This is a genomic window from Rhodococcus ruber (genome assembly GCF_027270735.1).
In the GTDB taxonomy this organism is placed as follows: Bacteria; Actinomycetota; Actinomycetes; order Mycobacteriales; family Mycobacteriaceae; genus Rhodococcoides; species Rhodococcoides rubrum_A.
Window position 1 is genome coordinate 489,093 of record NZ_JAPWIJ010000002.1, and the last position, 19,781, is coordinate 508,873.

A 19,781-nucleotide genomic window follows, 5' to 3' on the forward strand; every position below is an offset into this window, starting at 1 on the left:
CAATCTCGGTGTCTTCGTTGCGGTCAAGTTAACTCTGAGCAAAGGCACGGTTTCGGCGGCCCGATCGATTAATTCGCGTTGTGAAGAACCTCACTCAGAGCTATCTATTTGTCGTGGAAAGGGATATTCATATAGCGCGAACGAATGACTTTTCGTGGCAGGATTGCGTCCATCGTTCGTATGTCTCGTCGGGGGACACCGGTTTGTTTCACGGTTCCGTCGTGCAGTGCCGCACGCTCGAACCCGGTCGGTGCTCGAGATGTCTCACTCCATTCGAGTACGGTTCGACACGATGGGTAACTGATGATTACGAATATTGTTGTGTCGCAGCTAGGTTCGCGTAAGTACTGCCAGGTGCAAGCATGACCGACGGCACTGGGCTTCGTGTCGCGATTGCCCACGACTACCTCACCCAACGCGGCGGTGCCGAGAAGGTCGTACTGGCAATGGCTCGCGCGTTCCCGGACGCGCCCATCTACACCACACTCTTCGAGCCGTCGACAACGTTTCCCGAGTTCTCGAACCTCGACGTGCGGCCTTCCGCATTGAACCGAGTCGGGCTTCTACGCAAGAACCACCGTGCCGCTCTGCCGCTGCTCCCGTTCGCGTCCTCATCCATCGAGATCGACGCCGACGTGGTGCTCACCAGTACCAGCGGTTGGGCCCACGGCTTCCGTACCTCCGGCCGCAAGCTCGTCTACTGCTACTCTCCGGCGCGCTGGTTGTACGAATCTCAGATGTACCTGGGTGAAGCGCGAAGCCCGCTCAAACGTGCTGCGCTGAAAATACTTTCAGCACCGCTTCGCACCTGGGACCAACGAGCGGCACTCTCGGCAGACCGGTATCTCGCCATCTCCACCGTGGTACAGCAACGCATCACCGATGCTTACGGTATCGAGTCGACGGTGCTGCCCGCGCCGTTCACCGTCGAGACGGCATCACCCCAGTCGATCCCGCAGGCGGACGCCTGGTTGGACGGCTCGGGCTACTACCTGTGTATCTCACGACTGCTGCCGTACAAGAACGTCGACAAAGTCATGGCCGCATTCGCCGACACCGACCGCAAGCTGATCGTCGTCGGCCGCGGCCCTGAGGCGGAGCGGTTGCGAAAGCTCAAGTCCGACAACGTACTGATGCTCAGCGATCTGACCTCGGGACAGATGACCTGGCTCTACCAGGGTTGTAACGGTTTGATCGCCGCAAGCTATGAAGACTACGGACTGACCCCCATCGAAGCGGGCTTCCACGGCAAACCCAGCGCGGTGCTGCACTGGGGCGGGTTCCTCGACACCGTCGAGGAAGGCGTGACCGGTGTGTATTTCGATCGGCCCCAACCGGATTCGATCCGAGACGCGGTATCGGAACTCGAACGAACCACGTGGGAACCCTCGAAGATCCAAGCGCACGTAGAGCAATTCAACGAAGAACGCTTCGCCGCCGAACTGCACGCGGCAGTGTCCGAGATGTACACGGAAAACATGGAGAAGACGGCATCGTGATGACCAAGCGCGCACTGATCACCGGCATCACCGGCCAGGATGGCCTCTACCTCGCCGAGCTGCTGTTGAGCAAGGGATACAAAGTCTTCGGTTTGATTCGCGGACAGAACAATCCGAAGGCTGCCATGGTCGAACGGGAGCTACCGCAGGTCCAGATCCTGCACGGCGATCTGCTGGATCTCTCGGCATTGATGCGCGCATTTGCCGTCGCCGATCCCGACGAGGTCTACAACCTCGGAGCCGTCTCCTTCGTGGCGTACTCGTGGGAGAACGCGCGCCTCACCACCGACGTCACTGGCGGCGGCGTCCTGAACATGCTCGAGTCCACCCGGCTCTACGAGCAGGTATCGGGCAAACAGGTCCGCTTCTACCAGGCATCCAGTTCGGAGATGTTCGGCAAGGTCCAGCAGGTACCCCAGCGCGAGGAAACGCTGCTGTGGCCCCGATCCCCGTACGGCGTGGCCAAGGTCTACGGGCACTACATGACCATCAACTACCGCGAGTCCTACGGCATGCACGCCAGCTCCGGCATTCTGTTCAACCACGAATCCCCCCGTCGGGGGCCCGAATTCGTTACTCGCAAGGTCTCCAAGGCCGTCGCCCGCATCGCGCTCGGATTGCAGAGCGAGATCTCGCTTGGCAACCTCGACGCCAAGCGCGACTGGGGATTTGCCGGCGACTACGTCGAGGCCATGTATCTGATGCTGCAGCAGGACGAGGCCGACGACTACGTGGTCTCCACAGGCGAGACACATTCCATCCGAGAGCTTCTTGACCATGCGTTCGCCGCAGTCGACATCACGGACTGGGAGCGCTACGTCAAGATCGACCCACAGTTCTTCCGTCCCGCTGAGGTCGATCTACTCGTCGGTGACTCCGCCAAAGCCCACGCAGCGCTGGGCTGGAAGCCGAAGGTTGCCTTCCCCGAACTGGTTGCGATGATGGTGCAGCACGACCTCGCCGAGCAGTCGCCCGACACGGCCGCAATCGCGTGAACACCGGGCATCGTCCGACCGCGCTGATCACCGGAGTGGCAGGCCAGGACGGTAGCTACCTCGCTGAACTGCTGCTCGAACGCGGTTGGGCAATTCACGGCGTTGCCAAACCCGGTGCGCGGCAGGGCTCGGTGAACCCGCTCGTGGAACAGCACGACATCGAACTCGGCGAACACGGGACGACGCGAGCACTGATCCAGGACATCGAACCCGATTATGTCTTTCACCTTGCCGGCATCTCGTCGGTGTGGCGATCGTGGAACGACCCGATCCTGACCACCCGGGTGAACGGCGTATCGGCGGCGGCACTGCTCGATGCCTGCTTCACCCAGCAGGAGGCATCGGGGAAACGCATCGTGATGATCAATGCATCCAGTGCCGAGATCTTCGCCGGATCCGGAGTGCCCCTGCAGAACGAGGGAACCCGAGTTGCGCCGACATCTCCTTACGGCGCGTCGAAAGCTCTGAGCCACAACATGGTCGAGGTCTACCGCGCTCGCGGACTCGAGGCGACCAATGCCATCCTGTTCAACCACGAATCGCCGCGACGACCGGAGACCTTCGTGACCCGCAAGATCACCAAGGCGGTCGCCGCCATCTCCCGCGGCAATCGTGACACGCTCGCGCTCGGCAACCTCGCCTCGGTACGCGACTGGGGCTGGGCACCCGACTATGTCGAGGCGATGGCCACAATGGCCGACTACGGCAAGGGTGACGATTTTGTCATCGCCACCGGCAAGGCGCACAGCGTGGCGGACTTCGTCGCCACCGCGTTCGAGGCCGTGGGAATCGACAACTGGCGTGACCACGTACAGAGCGACTCCGAGATGCTCAGACCCGTCGACTCGGCAAGAATGGTGGGCGACGCCACCAAAGCCCGAAGCCTGTTGGGCTGGGCACCGACCAAGGACTTCGATCAGATCGTGAAGGCGATGGTCGAGTTCGACATGACCGAGGAGATGGCAGCATGACAGCGGTGGAACGGCCTGTGGGCGACGCGGAACCCGAGATCTACGACGTGTCGAATTACAAGATGCAGGACATCACGTTCAAGCGGAAGCTGCGCAACCGCATCGGCACGCTCGGTTTCAACATGATCGTCACATTCATTCCGTCACACTGGATTCGGCAGAACTTCCTGCGCGCGTTCGGAGCGACGATCGGCAAGGACGTCTCGATCTTCCGCGGCACCACCATTCTCGACCCCGAGGGCCTCACCATCGGCGATGCCTGCTCGATCGGATTCCGCTGCATGCTCGACGCCCGCGGGGGCATCACGATCGGCAGCAATGTCGTCATCGCCAGCGACACCCACATCATCGCCGGCTACCACGATCACAATTCGCCGGAGTTCACCCCGATCCTCGAACCCTGCGTCATCGGCGATTACGTGTGGATTGCCAGTCGCAGCACGCTTCTCAGCGGCGTGACCCTGGGCCGTGGCGCGGTCGTCGGCGGCTGCTCCATGGTGCGTGGAAACGTGGGCGAGCTCGAGGTGGTGGCCGGAGTGCCCGCCAAGGTGCGCGCCATGCGCGATCCCAAGGCGCTTGCCTACCGCCCGAAGTATCGGCCGCTGTTCTACTGATGATTCTGCGCGACTGCCGACTCGTCTACCTCGCCCCTCGATCCGGAGTGGGCGGGGTAGGCGACTACGCCGACGATTTCGCCGACGCCGTACGTCATCACTTCGGCGAGGTGATCGAGTATCGCCATGACGGACCGGGGGCTCACTCGGTGCGAGATATCCTGCGGCACCGCAGAGCAATTCAAGAGCTCGTCGACGCCGACCCAGGCAGGACCGTTGTGCACTGCGAACTCAGCGGCGGCTCGGTGATGCCGTTCTGGGCAACCGCTCGGCTCACCGGCAACCCGCTGGTGACCGCCACCGTGCACGACCCACCCGGCATCGTCTGGTGGCCTGCTCGCACCAAATTCCTGGCCGGCAAGAAGGTGCTCAATCACGGCCTGCACTACCCGCTTCGGGCAGTGTGGCGCCGATTGGAACGCGCCGTCGTCGGTCGTCGAACGCTGTTCGCGCTCACCCGCTCCGGTGCAGATTCCCTCGAACGCAGCTACCCCGCCGTGACGGCAGAAGCTGTGATGCACTTCGTCCCCGAACGTCCCGACATCACCCCGGCCGAAGACCGCCCCCTTGCCGTCGGCCTGTTCGGGTTCGTCTACCGCGGAAAAGGATTCGATCAGCTCCAGCAGCTTCGCGATCGTCTGCCGAACGAGATTGCCATTCGCATCGCCGGACGCGGGACCGAACTGCTCGACCCCATCGACGGAGTCGAGATTCTCGGAGAGGTGAACGGACCGGACGAGGACGCCTTCTTCGAGTCGATCCGCGCACTGGTCGTGCCCTACGGCAAGCGATCCATCTACGGCGACGCGTTCCCTGCCTCCGGTTCGGTGAGCCGCGCCATCGCCTACCAAACCCCGGTTGTTTGCCTGGAGGAAGGTGCGCTCTCCGAAACCGACGGTGGTGCACTGGTTGTCGCCGGCGGGACCATCGAGATCGCCGACGCCACCGCGGCGCTCGTCACCGATCGGGAAGCCCTGACCCGACTCCGCCAGGAAGTGGAGACCTTGCGCAGCGCCAACGCTCCCCACCTGGTGGCCGAGAACTTCGTCGCTGTGTGGTCCAAGTGAACGGCAATCTGATCAAGGCCGGGGTCGCCGCCCTGTGGACCTACGGCGGGCGCGGAATCGGCCTGCTGTGGACCGTCGCGCTGATCGGCAAGCTGGGGATCAGCGACTACGGCCAATACGCCATGGCGTTCGCACTGGCCGCCATTCTTGCCGCACCACTGGATCACCCGTTCACTGTGCGCTCCATCCGCGTGAGTGAACGAGAGTTTCTGGGCGAGCGCACTACTCGCGTGCTGGCCGGTGCCGTACTGATCGCCGGCGGACTGTGCCTGGTTCAGGTGAACTACATCGCTTGGTTCGCTCTTGTCATCGGCGGCGGCGAGTTGGTCTTCAATGCCTACAAGAGCAGGGCATTGCGCGACGGCCGTCCTGATCTGACCCAGCGTCTGGACACCACTCGCCAAGCGACCTCCATCGCGCTCGCAACGGCGTACCTGTTCGCCGTTCCCGACCCGTCGCTGACGGTGGCCAGCCTGCTCTACGCCGCGCCGTATTTCGTCATCGCACTGCTGGCCGCGCTGCAGAGCCGGGTCGCGGCACCGCGCGTGCCCGGATCGTGGCGTGAAATGTCGATGTTGTTCTCGGAGAACCTCGCCAACGCGGTCTACATCCAGGGCGACGTGCTGCTGCTCGGCTTCCTCACCGACTCCACCATCGCCGGTTATTACTCCGTCGCCGCGGTGACGGCCTGGGCCGTGGCCTTCATCGGCCAGGCCTTCGGGAACACCTTCCACGAGAAGCTGCGCGCAGCAGACGGATCGGTCAGTGCCGGTCCGGCCTTGAAGCACACGGCGATCCTCGGCGGTGCCGCTGGATCTCTGCTGTTGGCAGCCGGGCTCGTACTGTTCTTCACTCCGGCGTCACCGCAGGTTGCCGGTGCCCTGGTGGTGATGTCCCTGTTCGTGGTGATGCGGGTGATGAACCACGTATTCACCACAGTGCTCTACCTCCAGCATCGCGACCGCACGCGGGTGCTGGCCGCCGCAACACTCGCGCCGCTGAAGATGGTGCTCGTGTTGTGCCTGTTCCCCTTCGGTGCCGTCGGCGCAGCAGTGGCGTCGGTGATCACCGACGCCGTGCTCCTCGTCTGGTTCATGCGCGCCCTTTACCGCACTGCGGCAACACAAGATCCGGTGAAAGAAGAAGTGACGCAATGAGACGAGCGACCTTCCTGCTGTCCAAAGACCCCGTCACCGAACACGGTGGCGACATCGCACTGTCTCGCTTGATGATGCAGCTGGCCCGCGAGGCATTCGAGGTGCGCTCGATCTGCCTGTCCAAGGAGACCGGTGTAGCTCCCGACGTCGTCCGCGTTCCCAAGCCCAAGGTCGATGTGGGGTTGCTGACGAAGTCCCTACGCCCGACTCGCTCGGTGGTACACGGGCGCTACGACGTCGACGCCTTTCGTGACGCCATCGACGCATCCAACTCGGATGTGTATGTGGCCGAACACAGTTACATGGCCGAGTCGTTTCTGCGCTCGGCCAAACTGGGGTCACCGTTCGCGATCAACACCGTCAACACCGAATCGCAGGTGTGGAAGGTGACGCGCGGGTTGATCGGCCGCATCGAGGCACCGCGCATCCTGCGTGACGAGATCCGCGTCGCCCGCGCAGCGGATGCCGTCGGGACGTACGACGCCGACGAGGCACAGATGTACCGGGACAAGGGTGTACGTGACGCCCGCTGGATCGACCTCACCCTCGAACCCGCGCCACAGCTGAATCTGGCCGAGACCGCGAAACGTCTGGTGTTCATGGGCACTCGCGACTGGCCGCCGAACCAGGAGGCCTTCAAGATCGCTCTGCAGTACTGGCCGGCGATCTCGGCGGGCATCGACGGTGCCGAGCTGTGCATCATCGGCGCGAAGGCCCCGGGTGCCAAAGATCCCGTGTATCCCGATGGAGTTCGCGACCTCGGCTTCGTAGACGACCTGCAGGAATTCCTCGGTACCTGCCGAGCTCTGATCGCACCGGTCGCCACCGGCGGTGGGGTACGCGTCAAAATCCTCGACGCCGCGAGCAAAGGCCTACCCGTCGTCGGAACGTCCGCGGCCGTCGGATCCCTCGACTCGATCTTCGAGCTCCCCACCTTCGACGGCAAAGAGCAGTTCGTCGCCGAATGCCGTCGCTACCTGCTCGACCGCACCGCAGCCGTCAAGGCCGGCGAGCGCATTTACGAGCTGAACACCGCACGTTGGCACGATCGAATCCCCCACTCCACCGTGGAGTCACTGATCGGTGCTCCACTGACACGCACCATAGGATGATCGCCATGACCCTCCGCTCACGTCTGCTCACCGTGGCCGCTGCCGCCGCGATCGCCGTCGGTCTCTCGTCACCCGTGGCGCATGCAGCACCGCCGGCCGGTCTCGGATTCACCGGCGGTGCGCCGTTCCTGACGCTCGACGACGCCACGCTGAACAACGAGCTCGGGGCCGGACGCGAGATCGGTGCGTCGTGGGTCCGAGTGGTTGTGAACTGGGCGGCAATCGAGACAGCACCGGGAGTGTTCGACTGGGGCAACACCGATCGCGTGATCAATGCTGCGACGGCGCAGGGTTACTCGGTACTGGCCGTGCTGGGCGGAACCCCCGGATGGGCGCAAGGTGGCGTCGCCTCCCCGCTGCCTGGCGCAGTTCCGTTGGATCCCAATACCTTCGGTGCGTTCGCGGGTGCGGCAGCAGCGCACCTCGGCGATCGTGTCGACAGCTACGAGGTGTGGAACGAGCCCAACATCCCCACCTTCTTCGCGCCCGTCGACGCCGCCCGCTACACCGGCCTGCTTCGCGCCGCCTACCCCGCGATCCACAACGCCGACGCCGGAGCCACCGTGCTCAGCGCCGGGTTGGCCACCACCGTCAACTTCGGAGCTTGGACCGTTGCTCCGGTGACCTTCCTGCAACAGATGTACGCAGCAGGAGCAGGCGGGTTCATGGATGCCGTTGCGCTGCATCCCTATACGTTCCCCTTCACCGTCGAGAACGACCCCAACGGCCAATGGGCGCAGGTGGATCAGGCCTACGGCACCATGGCGGCCAACGGCGACGGCGGCAAGAAGATCTGGATCACCGAACTGGGCGCACCCACCGGCAACGGTCCGATGGCCGTCACCGAGGACGCACAGGCCGCGATCATCGGCTCGAGCCTGGCCAAGGCGTCGTCACTGCCGTACGTGGGCCCGGTCTTCGTGCACTCGCTGCGTGACTCGGGAACCGACCCCGCCGACTCGGAACAGAACTACGGACTGCTGCGCTCGGACTTCAGCGCCAAGCCGGCATACGACGTAGTGCGGGGCTCGTAACCGAACCACAGCTATCAGGTGCGTACCGTGTCGACGTGTTCGCGATACCACTCGACAGTGGAGGAAATTCCTTCCTCCAGGTCTATGCGCGGTGTCCACCCCGCATCCCGGAGCTTGCTGACATCGAGCAGTTTCTGGGGAGTGCCGTCGGGTTTGGAGGAATCCCACTCGGTGGTCCCCTCGTACCCGACGGCGGACGCGACGATTCCCGCGATTTCCTTGATCGTGGCATCTTCGCCGGTACCGACGTTCACCTGTTCAGGTCCGTCGTAATGCTCGAGCAGGTGGATGCAGGCAGATGCCATGTCGTCGACGTGCAAGAATTCGCGGCGTGGTGAGCCGCTGCCCCAGTTGGTCACCGTCTCGACACCGTCGCGGCGCGCCTCGTCATAGCGACGGATGAGGGCAGGAAGCACGTGCGAACCCTTCGGCGAGAAGTTGTCGCCCGGGCCGTACAAGTTGGTCGGCATAGCCGAGATCCACGGTAAACCGTATTGCCTGCGGACCGCCTGGATCTGCAGGATGCCGGCTATCTTCGCGATTGCGTACGCGTCATTGGTCGGTTCGAGATGCCCTGTGAGCAGGTACTCCTCCTTGATCGGCTGCGGAGCCAACTTCGGATAGATGCAGGAAGACCCGAGAAACAGCACCCGCTCGACATTCTGTGCCAATGCTGCATCGAGCACGTTCACCTGGATACGCAGGTTGTTCGACAAGAAATCGACCGGGTACGTGCTGTTCGCCAGGATGCCGCCGACCTTCGCAGCGGCCAACACCACCGTCTTCGGCTTGGTCTCCTCGAAGAAGGCGAACACCGCATCGCGATTCTCGAGATTCAGCTCGGAAGACGAGCGGCCGATCAAGTTCTCGAATCCTCGGCCCTCCAGTTGACGCCGGATCGCCGACCCCACCAAACCTCGATGCCCAGCCACGTACAGCGGCGCTTCTCGATTCAGCGGTTCGGGGGTGTAGACGGATTCTCCCGACGCCTCGGCCGCTGCGGAACTCATGCCCAATCCGGCAAGGAGGGCCGGTCGATCCACGGACGGCCCTCGTGCTCGAGAGCAGCAATGTCGGCATCGACCATGATCTTGGCGAGTTCCGGAGTGTGGACCGTCGCCTTCCATCCCAGCTTCTCTTCGGCCTTGCTCGCATCACCGACCAACGCGTCCACCTCAGTGGGGCGAAGATACCGCTCGTCGAACTTGACGTGCTTCTCCCAATCCAAGCCGGCCCGCTCGAAAGCGACCACCAGAAAGTCTTTGACCGAGAAGTTGCCACCGGTGGCAAGAACGAAGTCGTCCGGCTCGTCGGCCTGCAGCATCCGCCACATCCCTTCGACGTACTCCGGCGCGTAGCCCCAGTCGCGGATCGCGTCCAGATTTCCCATGAAGATGTTCTGCTCGACCCCGGCCTTGATCCGGGCGACGGCACGAGTGATCTTTCGCGTCACGAATGTTTCACCACGCCTGGGCGATTCGTGATTGAACAGAATGCCGTTCACTGCGAAGATGCCGTACGCCTCGCGGTAATTCCTCGTCACCCAGTACGAGTACAGCTTTGCGGCACCGTACGGCGAGCGCGGATAGAAGGGAGTCTCCTCGTTCTGCGGGGGCGGCGTCGCGCCGAACATCTCGGAACTGGACGCCTGATAGAAGCGGCACTGCAAGCCTGCGAGGCGTACTGCCTCGAGCAAGCGAATGGACCCGATACCCGTCGTGTTTCCGGTGTGTTCGGGCTCGTCGAAGCTGACGCGCACATGCGACTGCGCACCCAGGTTGTAGACCTCGTCCGGCTGAATTTCCGTGAGCAACGTGACCAACCGAGCACCGTCGCTCAGATCACCGTAGTGCAGAAACAGCTTTGCCTTTTCCTCGTGCGGATCCTGGTACAAGTGTTCCAAGCGGGAGGTATTGAACGACGACGACCGCCGAATCAGGCCGTGCACCTCGTACCCTTTGCCGAGCAGTAGCTCCGCGAGATACGAACCGTCCTGCCCCGTAATCCCGGTGATCAACGCACGTTTCACTTGTTTCTCCACTCTGCAGACTTCGATGAACGATCATAGCGACGGCGTGTGCCGAATACACAAGCCCTGCACCTATTTTCGCTTCTGTTTGCGCGCAAAGGACCCGTTGCGCCGATCCCAGTAGTCGGACACAGTGCTGACTTCTCGTGCCGGGTTTCCGGCTACGACGGTGCCGGGCGGAACATCTTTGGTCACTACCGAGCCAGCCCCGACGATACTTCCTTCCCCCACCGTCACGCCAGGGAGGACAACGGCCCGAATACCGATGAACGCGTATCGCGAAATGACCACGGGAGACTCTTTGACCAACTCGAAAGAGCTGTCTTCCAACAGATTGTGCTGCTTAGCATACCGATCGAGAGAAAAATCATGTGTCAAAAAGACCACCTGCTCGGATATGACGCATTGGTCTTGCACTTCGATTATGCCGGGAGACTTGGCATCCCAGTACACAGACGGGGCGATCCACAACGGTGATCCCTGAACGGAAACATTCGATCTTTTCAAGATGCCGAGACAGAGCTTCATGTACCGCTGTTGATTGACGATGTCGATGACCCGCGTAAGGGGTAGCACCTTCAACAGTAGGCCCATCGTGCTCTCCCGTTCGATGTCGGAAACGACGCCGTCGACGCGTTGTCCCACAGCCTAACTGCCCATCGAGACTTCGGCGGTCGTGTTCGGCACACACAGACCCGGTTTCCGGCGTTCGCGATAACCTGAGCGTATGCCTGTGACTCGCACCCTGCGGCTGGCCTCTGCCGCCGCCGTCGGATTGATCGCTCTCGGCGGTTGTGCGTCCACGGGCGAGTCGTCGCCAGAGGTTGCGGCGCAGGACGATTCGCTCCCCTACATCGCGACCGACGTCCTCGCGCAGCGTGGATCGATCGTCTCGTCCGCCCTCGTGGCCGGGCTCGATCCCGCTGTCGCCACCAGAATCGGCGAGGCACGCACGGTCGTGTATCGGTCGGTGTCTGCTTACGACGGCCTCGCCAGTGAGGTGGCGTCCACGGTGTATCGCCCACGGGGAGACGCGCCCGCAGGTGGTTGGCCCGTCATCTCGTTCGGCCATCCCACCACGGGGCTGACGCAGGACTGCGGGCCTTCCCTCACCCCCGATCTGCGAGGCTTCGCGTCCACCCTGGCAGCCCTGGCGGAGGCCGGATTCATCGTGACCATGACGGACTTCCAAGGTTTGGGGTGGCCCGGCAAGCATCCCTACCTCGAACCGCGGACCGCGGGATTCAACATGATCGATGCGGTACGCGCCGTTCGAAACCAATACCCCGCCTCGTCGAACAAGTGGATGGCCGTGGGTAGCTCACAGGGCGGACAAGCAGCCTGGGCCGCAAACGAATACAGCTCCGAGTACGGAACCGGACTCGACCTGGTGGGCAGCGTCTCCACCTCCCCCGCAGCGGACATCAGCGGATTGGCACGTGCTGCCAGGGACAAGACCCTGACCGGTGATCAGGCCGCGTTCATGCCGTTGATCATCGACGGCCTCGAGGTTTCGCATCCCGAGCTCGTACAGAGCGACTACTTGGCTCCCCCTGCCGTCGCAGCACTCGACGTACTGGCATCGTGCGCACTCCCCGATGCCGAGAAGGCCCGGTTGACCAGCGAGCTCGATGCCGCTGACGTCCAACCCGTCTCGGACGAGGCAACCGAGCAGCTCGAAGCCTGGCTCACCGAAGCGGCGCTCCCCCAACGCCGCGCCACGGCTCCGATGTTCGTCGTCAACGGGTCCGAAGATCAACTGGTGCTGGCGAGCTGGGTACAGAAGGCCGTCGACGCCGCGTGCAGTCTGGGTGATCGCGTCGTACACCGCGAAATGGCAGGCCAGGGGCACGGCGACGCCGATGCCGGCGGCGAGACGTATCAGTGGATTGCAGACCGCTTCGCCGGCAGGGACGCACCCGACGAATGCTGACGGCGGCACGATCAGCGCAGCGTCGTCACCGCATTCAGAGCAGGCTTGGGTGAGAAATCCGAGCGAACGAGACCGGCGTTGTACTCGTCGACGGCACTGCCGGTATCGATGTCCCGAAGGTCGAACAGGTAGATCCCTCCGCAATACGGAAGACTGCGGAGATAGTCGATCCCGTCCACCAGCAGCGCAGCCTGATCGGGCTCACTGACACTGCGAGGACCGGTCCCACTGGCCGCGCCGAACTCGGTGAACCAGATCTGCTTGTCGCGATCACCGTTGGCCACCATCACCTCACGTACCAGATTGATGGCCGTGTTCGAGTTGCCCCGCTCAGCCGACGGCTCGCTCAGGCGCTTGGGCGCGCTGTAGGGATGCATTGCGACCGCATCGAAGTACGGTGCCGCGCCGCGGTCGTACAGGCCTTGCAGAAACGTGAAGGGATTCAGGTCGCTGTCGGTGTTGACCGTGGGAGATGTACCGCCGGTGAGTACCAACAATTGGGGATCGACGCTCTTTATCTTCTCGTATGATTCCTTCAGCATCGGAACGTACGTCGAAAGGTCCTCGGCCGGTCCGAAACTTGCCGCGACGTTGGGCTCGTTCCATATTTCCCACGTCCGAATTCGGTCTTTGTACCGTTCTGCTGCCAGGCGTGCGAATTCTGCGAATTTCGACGGACTCGTCGGTGCCGGATTGGGCACGGTTCGATTCGCCGGATCCACATCCCATGCCGGTGCCCATGTCGCAACACCGAGAATGTCGATGCCCTTCGACGCGAACGCATCGACCTGCTGATCGGTGGAAGTCCAGTCGAACACCCCGGGAGACGGCTCGATGATCGGCCAGTGGATCGTCAGCCGCACCGAGCCGAACCCGTAGTCCGAGATCAGCGAACTCTGTTGGTCCAGTTGCTGATCGGAGAACGAAGCCGAGACAGCGGTGATACCGAGATCCGACACCTCCGGCGCGCAACCACTGACCTGGTCGGCCGGTGCGGCCGACGTGGAGGTTGCGGTGGTACCGCTGTCGGTGGAGTTTCGATCCGCCTCAGGCGCGCTCTGCTCGCCCTGCGAACACCCGGCCAACAATGCCGAGACCAACACCGCAGCGGTGCAGGATGTGGTCACCCGACGCCACCGACGCCGATGGGATCGCCTCGCGTCGTCGTTCCTCGGCGAGGAGGAAAGTGGTTTCGAGGAATTGCGCACGATCTGTAACTTACCGGGTTCATGGCAAAATAGAGATCCACCGGATGATTAATTCGCTTTCGTTTGTCGGAAAGCGTCAACCGTGCTGAGATCGGATGGTGCCTGCCCCCGTGAGTGACCACGATCGCGAATCACCGCAGCAACTGGCCGGTTTGTCGGTGTGTGTCGTCGCCTGCCACTATGCGCCCGAGACCACCGGCAGCGCGCCCTACAACACGGCATTGGTGCAGGCGCTGTCGACAGCCGGGGCTGATGTCGAATTGATAACCGGCATACCGCATTACCCACAATGGGCAGTACAGGACGAGAAATATCGGCGCGGTTTGTCGTGGAACGAGACGCACGATCGAGTCCGCGTGCGACGCGTCCGGCACGCGGTACCGAGCGCGCCCAACCTGCTGGGTCGGGCCAGAATGGAGCTGAGCTTCACGGCACTGGCCGCGCCGCTTGCCCGAAAGTCCAAGGCCGACATCGTCATTGCGGTCACCCCATTACTCGGCGCGCTCCTCGCCGCATCCCTGGGAAAGGGCAAGCGGCCCCTCGGTGTGGTCGTTCACGACCTCAGTGGGAATGCGGCCCAACAATCGGGCACCACCGGCGGACGCGCCGGGAACGCGGTGGGCAGCGTCGAGTATCGACTCGCTCGATCGGCAGACCTGATCGGAGTCATCACCCCGCGTTTCCGAACGGTGCTCACCGAACACGGTGTTGCCCCCGAGGCGATCGTCGATCTCCCCATCTTCACCCACATAGCCGGATCGGACGAGAGCAGGAGTGCGGCTCGAACTCGACTCGGCTGGGTCACAACCGACCACACCGTCGTCGTCCACACCGGCAACATGGGAATGAAGCAGGGCCTGGAATCCGTAGTGGAGGCGGCACGTCTGGCGGAGCAGCAATCGCTTCCCATCACCTACGTCCTGGTCGGTGACGGCAATCAGCGTCGACAGTTGGAGGCAGCGGCCGGCTCGACGGCCACACTGCGCTTCGTGGACCCCGTCGACGACGACACGTACCCCAGCGTTCTCGCTGCCGCAGACGTGCTGCTCGTCAACGAACGCCAGGGCGTCAGGGAGATGTCGCTACCCAGCAAGCTGACCTCATACGTCGCTGCAGGGCGTCCGATCATGGCGGCGACCGAACCGGGAGGCATCACGCACTCGGTGCTGACCGAATTCGATTCGGCAGCCTTCGTAGCGACCGGCGACCCGCGCGCTCTCAACACCGCGGTGGTCCGGTTACGTGAGAACCCAGCCGAACAAGACCGACTGATCGTCGCGGCGCGTGATCTGGGAGCAGCCCGATACAGCGAAGCGGCCGGCCATGCGGGCTTCCGGAGATTCGCCCTCGCGCTCTCGGACTTACGTCAGGCCGGCACCGCACCGTCGGTCTGAGCCAACTCGTCCGGGCTTCGCCGTTTGACCAACCGGGGCACGAAAGCGAAATCCGGCACGATCTGCGTGATCAGAACTGCTGCGGCAGCGACGAACACGACCCCTGCGGCACCGTACTCGCGGGCCACGTAGATGCCGCAAAGAACGCTCCCCAGCCCCATCGCCATCACACACACGGCCTGAAACCTCATCTCACTCGGCGTCGTCAGCAGAACGCCTGCAGGCAGATGCACACACTGCACCACCAGAAGGCAGGCGAAAGCCAACGCCAACGCAGTAGTGGCCTTCACCTCGCCGCTGGAGAGAATCGATGTGGCCAGCGGGCCGAGCAAGACGATGAACACCGCCGCCACAACGGCGGCAGCGGAAAACACCAGTACGATCTTGATCCACATCTTGATCGTCTCCGCCTGGTCACCGCGGCGTTTGACGAACACCGGCCAGTACGCCATTCCGGCGGTGGAGAACACCGACCACCCCAGCGCATACACCTGAGCCATCAATGCATACCGCGACAATTCCTCCGGACTCGACATGTGCGACAGAATGATTCGCTGCGACTGCAGCCCCAGCGGAAGACCGACACTGACCACGAGCATCCACAGTGAACCGGCCAACAGCTTCACCTGCTTGATCTCGTCGACCGGGGCGGCGAATATCGCCGATCCGAGACCCGACAATCGAAGCGCAACAATCGTTCCCACGATGTTGCCCAGCAGTGCCCCCAACACTCCCGGTATCGCGAACCAAATACCCTGTGCACCGGCCAGCATCAACCCGACCGTGATGAGCAGTCCGAAAGCCGAATTCGACATCAGTATCAGCACCGCGAGCTGGCTCTTGTTGATGCCGATCAGGATGCGTACTCCCAACCCCAGCGGCAGGCTCAATGCGAACAAACTCGCTGCGATCGTCACGACGTACCGGTCGTTCGGCCCGGTCGTCACCCCGATGGCCGCACCCCACTTGTCCGTCACCATGACCAGAACGAAGATCACGATCAATCCGCACGAAATAGATGCCAGTACTCGGTACGCACGTTGGATCGTGCCGATCACCACCGGATCCTCGGACAACTTCCCGGCTCGCGAACTCGCATTGGTCACCACCGCGCCGATACCGAGGTCAGCGAACGGAAAGAGCAAACTCATGGTGGCGATCAGCGATACGACACCGAAGATGGACTCCCCGGTTTCCCGAACGATGATGGCGGTGTTCAGCAGACCGAGGAGGGCCATGATCGGCGTGCCGAGAACCCGAAACACCGTCCCCCACAACACGGCTTTCTGCTCCTGAGACGACAGACCACCGGCGGGAGCCACGGTGTCGACCACCTCGTCCGGTGGCAGGTCCGCCACCGGCTGCACCGTCGTCGTCGAAAATCCGGCCTGCCCGGAGGCAGTACGGTGCTTACCCGCCATTCGTCGGCGACCTACGCAGTACTCGGCGCGCGACGCTGCGACCCCGAAGCACTCCCCGCACCGCATATTCGATCGCGCGCGACTGCGCGCGCGAACGGCGACGGCTGCCGAACGGGTAGTAGTCGATGATGTCCCATGCGCGCCGCAGATCAGCGAAATTGTCCTTGACCGGCCGAACCGTTCCCGCCCCGGTGGTGTCGAAATCGCAGACCACCCTGTCCAGCGTCACCGGAGGTTTCTTCAACGCTGCCCGCATCAGGTAGAGCTGATCCGCAGCCAGACCGAACTGCTCGTCGTACGGCCCGAGCTCGGCAGCCAGATCCGCTCCGACGAACGAACCCTGATGCGGTATGGACGATTTCGCGGTCACGAAGTTGTGCAGATCGAACGGAATTGCGCCCCACTCACCCAGATCGTCACCGTCGGCGGTGACGCGTCGAACTTTGCCGTATCCCCACTGCCCGCGAGGATCGTGCACGTTGTTCACGACGTACTCGAGCGCATCGGGATCGGAGAAGCAGTCTCCGGAATGCATCAACCAGATGATGTCGCCTGCGCACTGAGCGATACCGCGATTCATGGCGTCGTACCGTCCGTTGTCCCGCTCGGATCGCCAGTACGACAAGCCGTCCCCGATCGAGGTCAAATACTCCTCGACATCGCTACCCGATCCACCGTCGAGGACGATGTGCTCGATGGGAACCGAGCATCGCTGGGAACGAACGCTGGCGACGGTCTTCCTCAAGCCGTCGAGATCTCGAAAACTGATCGTCACGACGGAGATCTTGCCGATCTTCGATGCCATCGGTGTCACCTCTTCCTCGGTCGCGTAGCGACGGTTGCAAGCTTGTTCGCCAGCACTCTTCCGGTGCTCAGAACGGCATATCCCAGCGCCCACTTACTGGGACGACCGCTGGCCAACCCGGCACGCCAGGACCGCACCACACCACCCAACGAGTGCCCGGCGACCGCCGACGTCAGCGGACTGGTCAAGAAGTAATCGGCCCGAGTCCGACCGTCCGAATCGGCGAGATAGTCCATGCCCCAGCGGATGTACGCAGCGCTCTCGTCGCGAGCACTGCGAGACAGTGAATTCGAGGTCATGTTGTAGTTCACCAGAACGTCACCCGATTGGAGGATCGGCACGTCCGGGAATTTTCGGCGCACCTCGATCAGCCATGCGGGGTCGTCGTGTACCGAGCCGAACGGCAGGGTCATCGGCATCTGTTCGGCGATGCGGCGCGGAAACAGCAACGTCGACGTCTGGGCGCTGGCTCCGCCGAATCGCAGCGAGTGGAAGCGAAACAGATACTCGCCCACCGGTTGACGCGCACCGATCAGGCGAACCGGCCACTCGGTGCTACTTCCGTCCGAAATCGCGCGGTACCGGCACGAGGCAATCCACAGTTCCTCGCCGGCCGGCACGGATGCCAACTGGACCGCAACCTTGCTCGGCAACCACTCGTCGTCGTCGTCCAACAAGCCGATGACGTCCCCGCTGCTCGCGTCGATGCCCAGCTGACGCGACCTACTACTACCCACGCGCCCCGGCGTCCTGACCACGGTGACCCGATCATCAGCCGGTACAACGGGTTCGACGTCTGCGTCGACCACGACGATCACCTCGAAGATCTCGTGGGTCTGAGCCAAGGCAGACCGCACCGCGGCAGCAACCGAGGCCCGGCCCACCGTCGGAATCACCACGCTGACAGTCGGACCGGTCATGCTCGAACCAGGCTGTCCGTCACCGATGCCTCCTCGTCGTCCGAGCGCCAGTGTCTGGCGGTGAACACCGCGGCCAGTAATGCGAATGCCGCCAGCAAGTTGTAGGACATCGGCGAGAACAACAGGTCCCACCCCGCCTGTATCGCAATCTGTACCGCCATTGCTGCCCAGATCCCGTACCGGGGACAGTTCCAGATCACCAGTGCGCCGGCGACGATCAGAAACAGCGGCAGCATGGCCGCGAACAGTCCGCCTTCCGCCCAGGAACCGAAGAACACCGAATGCAACGACGTGTCGCCGTTCGGCAGGTGCCAGTAGTTGTAGAAGGGCAGGGTGGGATCGAAGCCCACCTTGATGGCGTACTCCTCGCCGCGCGCGAAGACCTCCGGGGTGAGGTTGTTGGCGCTGCCCCATCCGAAGAACGGTCTCTCCACGATCGCCGAAATCGAGAGCGGCGACTCCGTACGTCCGGCCAGGATGGCCGGAACACCGGCCGACTCCTGAGATTCGGTCTTCTCCTTGACGGCCTCACCCGCGATGCCGCTGCGCGCGATGGCCGGAATGATCGTGCTGATCACCCACCCCACACCGGCGACCAAGAGAAACTGCGCCGACCGCGGGATGCGCCCCCGCGAGAAGTAGGTGACCAGAAGAAACGCGGCGCTGCCGAGGCTGACGAGGGCGTGCGAACGGAAGTTCAGTGCCAGGCTGACCCCGGCGAGCAGAATCAAGAAACACGCCTGCAGATGCACCGGCACCTCGAGTCGGGCGAGGATGTACAGGCCGATCAGGGTCGCATACGGCGCGTACCCGTACTTCCACAGATCCTCGATGCTTCCCAGGCCCAGCAAGGGTAGGCCCGCGGTGGAGAAGTACAGGCACGAACCGACAGCCACACCAGCCGCCAACGAGAACAATCGCTCGAGGTCTCGCCCTGCGATCACCACAAGACCCACGAAATAGATCCCGAACGACCCCCATTGAATGACCCGTTGATCGAAGAAGCTGACATCGTTGAGTTGGGACGACACGGTGAAGCCGGCGAACGCCACCACCGACAGGCCGAGTGTCAGACGCTCGCCTGTGGACGTCGCGGTCAGGAACAGAGCCGGCGCGACCAGAAGACACAGTCCCGACAAGACGGTGACGGTGAACCCCATTACCTGGAGTCCTGATGTTGCCCCGAGCAGCACGAGCGCTCCGCTGGATGCGATCCGCTTCCACAATGCCCGTCGATCCTGAAAACTCCGACCGGACGACGAGGCGACGGGACGAGCGACCGTGAGGGCAGTCATGACGGTTCGGCGATCACATCGACAAGTTCGATCATCGCGCCGAAAGCCGCCGTTCGATCACGCGAACAAACCCGAATCGGGCATTTGGACGGTAAAGAGCGTGAGTTCCGAATGGCGATGAGCGAGACACGCATCCGAACCGCCTTTCCGTCGCTACTACATTGGGGGTGCACACAATTCGGCATCGTAGATCGAATGGAGGTCACCGAAAGCGTAGCAACGACACGTTCGTACGTCTCGAAACAACGACCGGCCCAACTCGCTCCACGCGCGGCGAATTGCATCTGCATTCCGGTACCGTTGCTCTTGACCCGCAGATATCGATGT

The 19,781-nt window shown here is 62.9% G+C and carries 18 protein-coding genes; 10 read left to right on the forward strand and 8 right to left on the reverse strand.

The annotated features are described in order from the left end of the window. The first annotated feature begins 362 nt into the window (after positions 1-362). The 8 genes from O4220_RS06025 to O4220_RS06060 are packed head-to-tail and all read left to right on the forward strand — an operon-like array spanning position 363 to position 8,449. Positions 363-1,499 (forward strand): glycosyltransferase, encoded by a 1,137-nt coding sequence (locus tag O4220_RS06025; protein ID WP_269602760.1) that lies wholly within the window; start codon positions 363-365, stop codon positions 1,497-1,499. Continuing rightward, positions 1,499-2,494 (forward strand): GDP-mannose 4,6-dehydratase, encoded by a 996-nt coding sequence (locus tag O4220_RS06030; RefSeq protein ID WP_269602977.1) that lies wholly within the window; start codon positions 1,499-1,501, stop codon positions 2,492-2,494. The genes O4220_RS06025 and O4220_RS06030 overlap by 1 nt, the downstream gene beginning before the upstream one ends. Next, the gene (locus O4220_RS06035; protein WP_269602761.1) at positions 2,491-3,465 is read left to right on the forward strand and encodes a GDP-mannose 4,6-dehydratase; all 975 of its coding nucleotides are present in this window, start codon (positions 2,491-2,493) and stop codon (positions 3,463-3,465) included. The genes O4220_RS06030 and O4220_RS06035 overlap by 4 nt, the downstream gene beginning before the upstream one ends. Beyond that, entirely contained in the window at positions 3,462-4,079 is a 618-nt protein-coding gene (locus O4220_RS06040; protein WP_269602762.1) for an acyltransferase, read from the forward strand. The genes O4220_RS06035 and O4220_RS06040 overlap by 4 nt, the downstream gene beginning before the upstream one ends. Then, a complete protein-coding gene (locus tag O4220_RS06045; protein ID WP_269602763.1) occupies positions 4,079-5,146 on the forward strand; it encodes a glycosyltransferase in 1,068 nt (355 codons plus the stop codon). Before O4220_RS06040 ends, O4220_RS06045 begins: the two co-directional genes overlap by 1 nt. Continuing rightward, positions 5,143-6,303 carry a lipopolysaccharide biosynthesis protein gene (locus tag O4220_RS06050; protein ID WP_269602764.1) on the forward strand — a complete coding sequence of 387 codons (1,161 nt, stop codon included), beginning with the start codon at positions 5,143-5,145 and terminating at the stop codon, positions 6,301-6,303. Before O4220_RS06045 ends, O4220_RS06050 begins: the two co-directional genes overlap by 4 nt. Then, positions 6,300-7,415 carry a glycosyltransferase gene (locus O4220_RS06055; protein WP_269602765.1) on the forward strand — a complete coding sequence of 372 codons (1,116 nt, stop codon included), beginning with the start codon at positions 6,300-6,302 and terminating at the stop codon, positions 7,413-7,415. The genes O4220_RS06050 and O4220_RS06055 overlap by 4 nt, the downstream gene beginning before the upstream one ends. A gap of 5 nt (positions 7,416-7,420) precedes the next feature. After that, on the forward strand, positions 7,421-8,449 hold the full coding sequence (locus O4220_RS06060) for a hypothetical protein (RefSeq protein ID WP_269602766.1): 1,029 nt from the start codon (positions 7,421-7,423) through the stop codon (positions 8,447-8,449). A 14-nt stretch (positions 8,450-8,463) separates the two neighbouring features. On the opposite strand, the gene O4220_RS06065 is transcribed toward O4220_RS06060, so the two are convergent. From O4220_RS06065 to O4220_RS06075, 3 genes are all read right to left on the reverse strand, one after another. Continuing rightward, positions 8,464-9,459, reverse strand: a complete 996-nt coding sequence (locus tag O4220_RS06065; protein WP_269602767.1) for a GDP-L-fucose synthase family protein — start codon at positions 9,457-9,459, stop codon at positions 8,464-8,466. Then, positions 9,456-10,478 carry a GDP-mannose 4,6-dehydratase gene (gene gmd / locus O4220_RS06070; RefSeq protein WP_269602768.1) on the reverse strand — a complete coding sequence of 341 codons (1,023 nt, stop codon included), beginning with the start codon at positions 10,476-10,478 and terminating at the stop codon, positions 9,456-9,458. The genes O4220_RS06065 and gmd overlap by 4 nt, the downstream gene beginning before the upstream one ends. A gap of 72 nt (positions 10,479-10,550) precedes the next feature. Further along, a complete protein-coding gene (locus O4220_RS06075; RefSeq protein WP_420030333.1) occupies positions 10,551-11,072 on the reverse strand; it encodes an acyltransferase in 522 nt (173 codons plus the stop codon). 133 nt (positions 11,073-11,205) lie between these two features. Between O4220_RS06075 and O4220_RS06080 the strand changes: the two genes are divergently transcribed. Continuing rightward, on the forward strand, positions 11,206-12,411 hold the full coding sequence (locus tag O4220_RS06080; RefSeq protein WP_269602771.1) for a lipase family protein: 1,206 nt from the start codon (positions 11,206-11,208) through the stop codon (positions 12,409-12,411). A gap of 11 nt (positions 12,412-12,422) precedes the next feature. On the opposite strand, the gene O4220_RS06085 is transcribed toward O4220_RS06080, so the two are convergent. Then, positions 12,423-13,538 carry a cellulase family glycosylhydrolase gene (locus O4220_RS06085; protein WP_269602772.1) on the reverse strand — a complete coding sequence of 372 codons (1,116 nt, stop codon included), beginning with the start codon at positions 13,536-13,538 and terminating at the stop codon, positions 12,423-12,425. A 191-nt stretch (positions 13,539-13,729) separates the two neighbouring features. Here O4220_RS06085 and O4220_RS06090 point away from each other — a divergent pair, with 191 nt between their 5' ends. Then, on the forward strand, positions 13,730-15,013 hold the full coding sequence (locus O4220_RS06090) for a glycosyltransferase family 4 protein (protein WP_269602774.1): 1,284 nt from the start codon (positions 13,730-13,732) through the stop codon (positions 15,011-15,013). Here the strand turns inward: O4220_RS06090 and O4220_RS06095 are convergent. From O4220_RS06095 to O4220_RS06110, 4 genes are read right to left on the reverse strand one after another with little or no spacing between them, the layout of a single operon-like run. Then, positions 14,986-16,434: a hypothetical protein gene (locus O4220_RS06095; RefSeq protein ID WP_269602775.1), complete on the reverse strand. Its 1,449-nt coding sequence runs from the start codon at positions 16,432-16,434 to the stop codon at positions 14,986-14,988. The genes O4220_RS06090 and O4220_RS06095 overlap by 28 nt on opposite strands. Next, positions 16,424-17,239: a glycosyltransferase gene (locus O4220_RS06100; RefSeq protein WP_269602777.1), complete on the reverse strand. Its 816-nt coding sequence runs from the start codon at positions 17,237-17,239 to the stop codon at positions 16,424-16,426. Before O4220_RS06100 ends, O4220_RS06095 begins: the two co-directional genes overlap by 11 nt. Positions 17,240-17,244: 5 nt before the next feature. Then, positions 17,245-18,159: a glycosyltransferase family 2 protein gene (locus O4220_RS06105; RefSeq protein WP_269602778.1), complete on the reverse strand. Its 915-nt coding sequence runs from the start codon at positions 18,157-18,159 to the stop codon at positions 17,245-17,247. Then, positions 18,156-19,454, reverse strand: coding sequence for a hypothetical protein (locus O4220_RS06110; protein WP_269602779.1), 1,299 nt, complete (start codon positions 19,452-19,454; stop codon positions 18,156-18,158). The genes O4220_RS06105 and O4220_RS06110 overlap by 4 nt, the downstream gene beginning before the upstream one ends. Positions 19,455-19,781 lie beyond the last annotated feature (327 nt).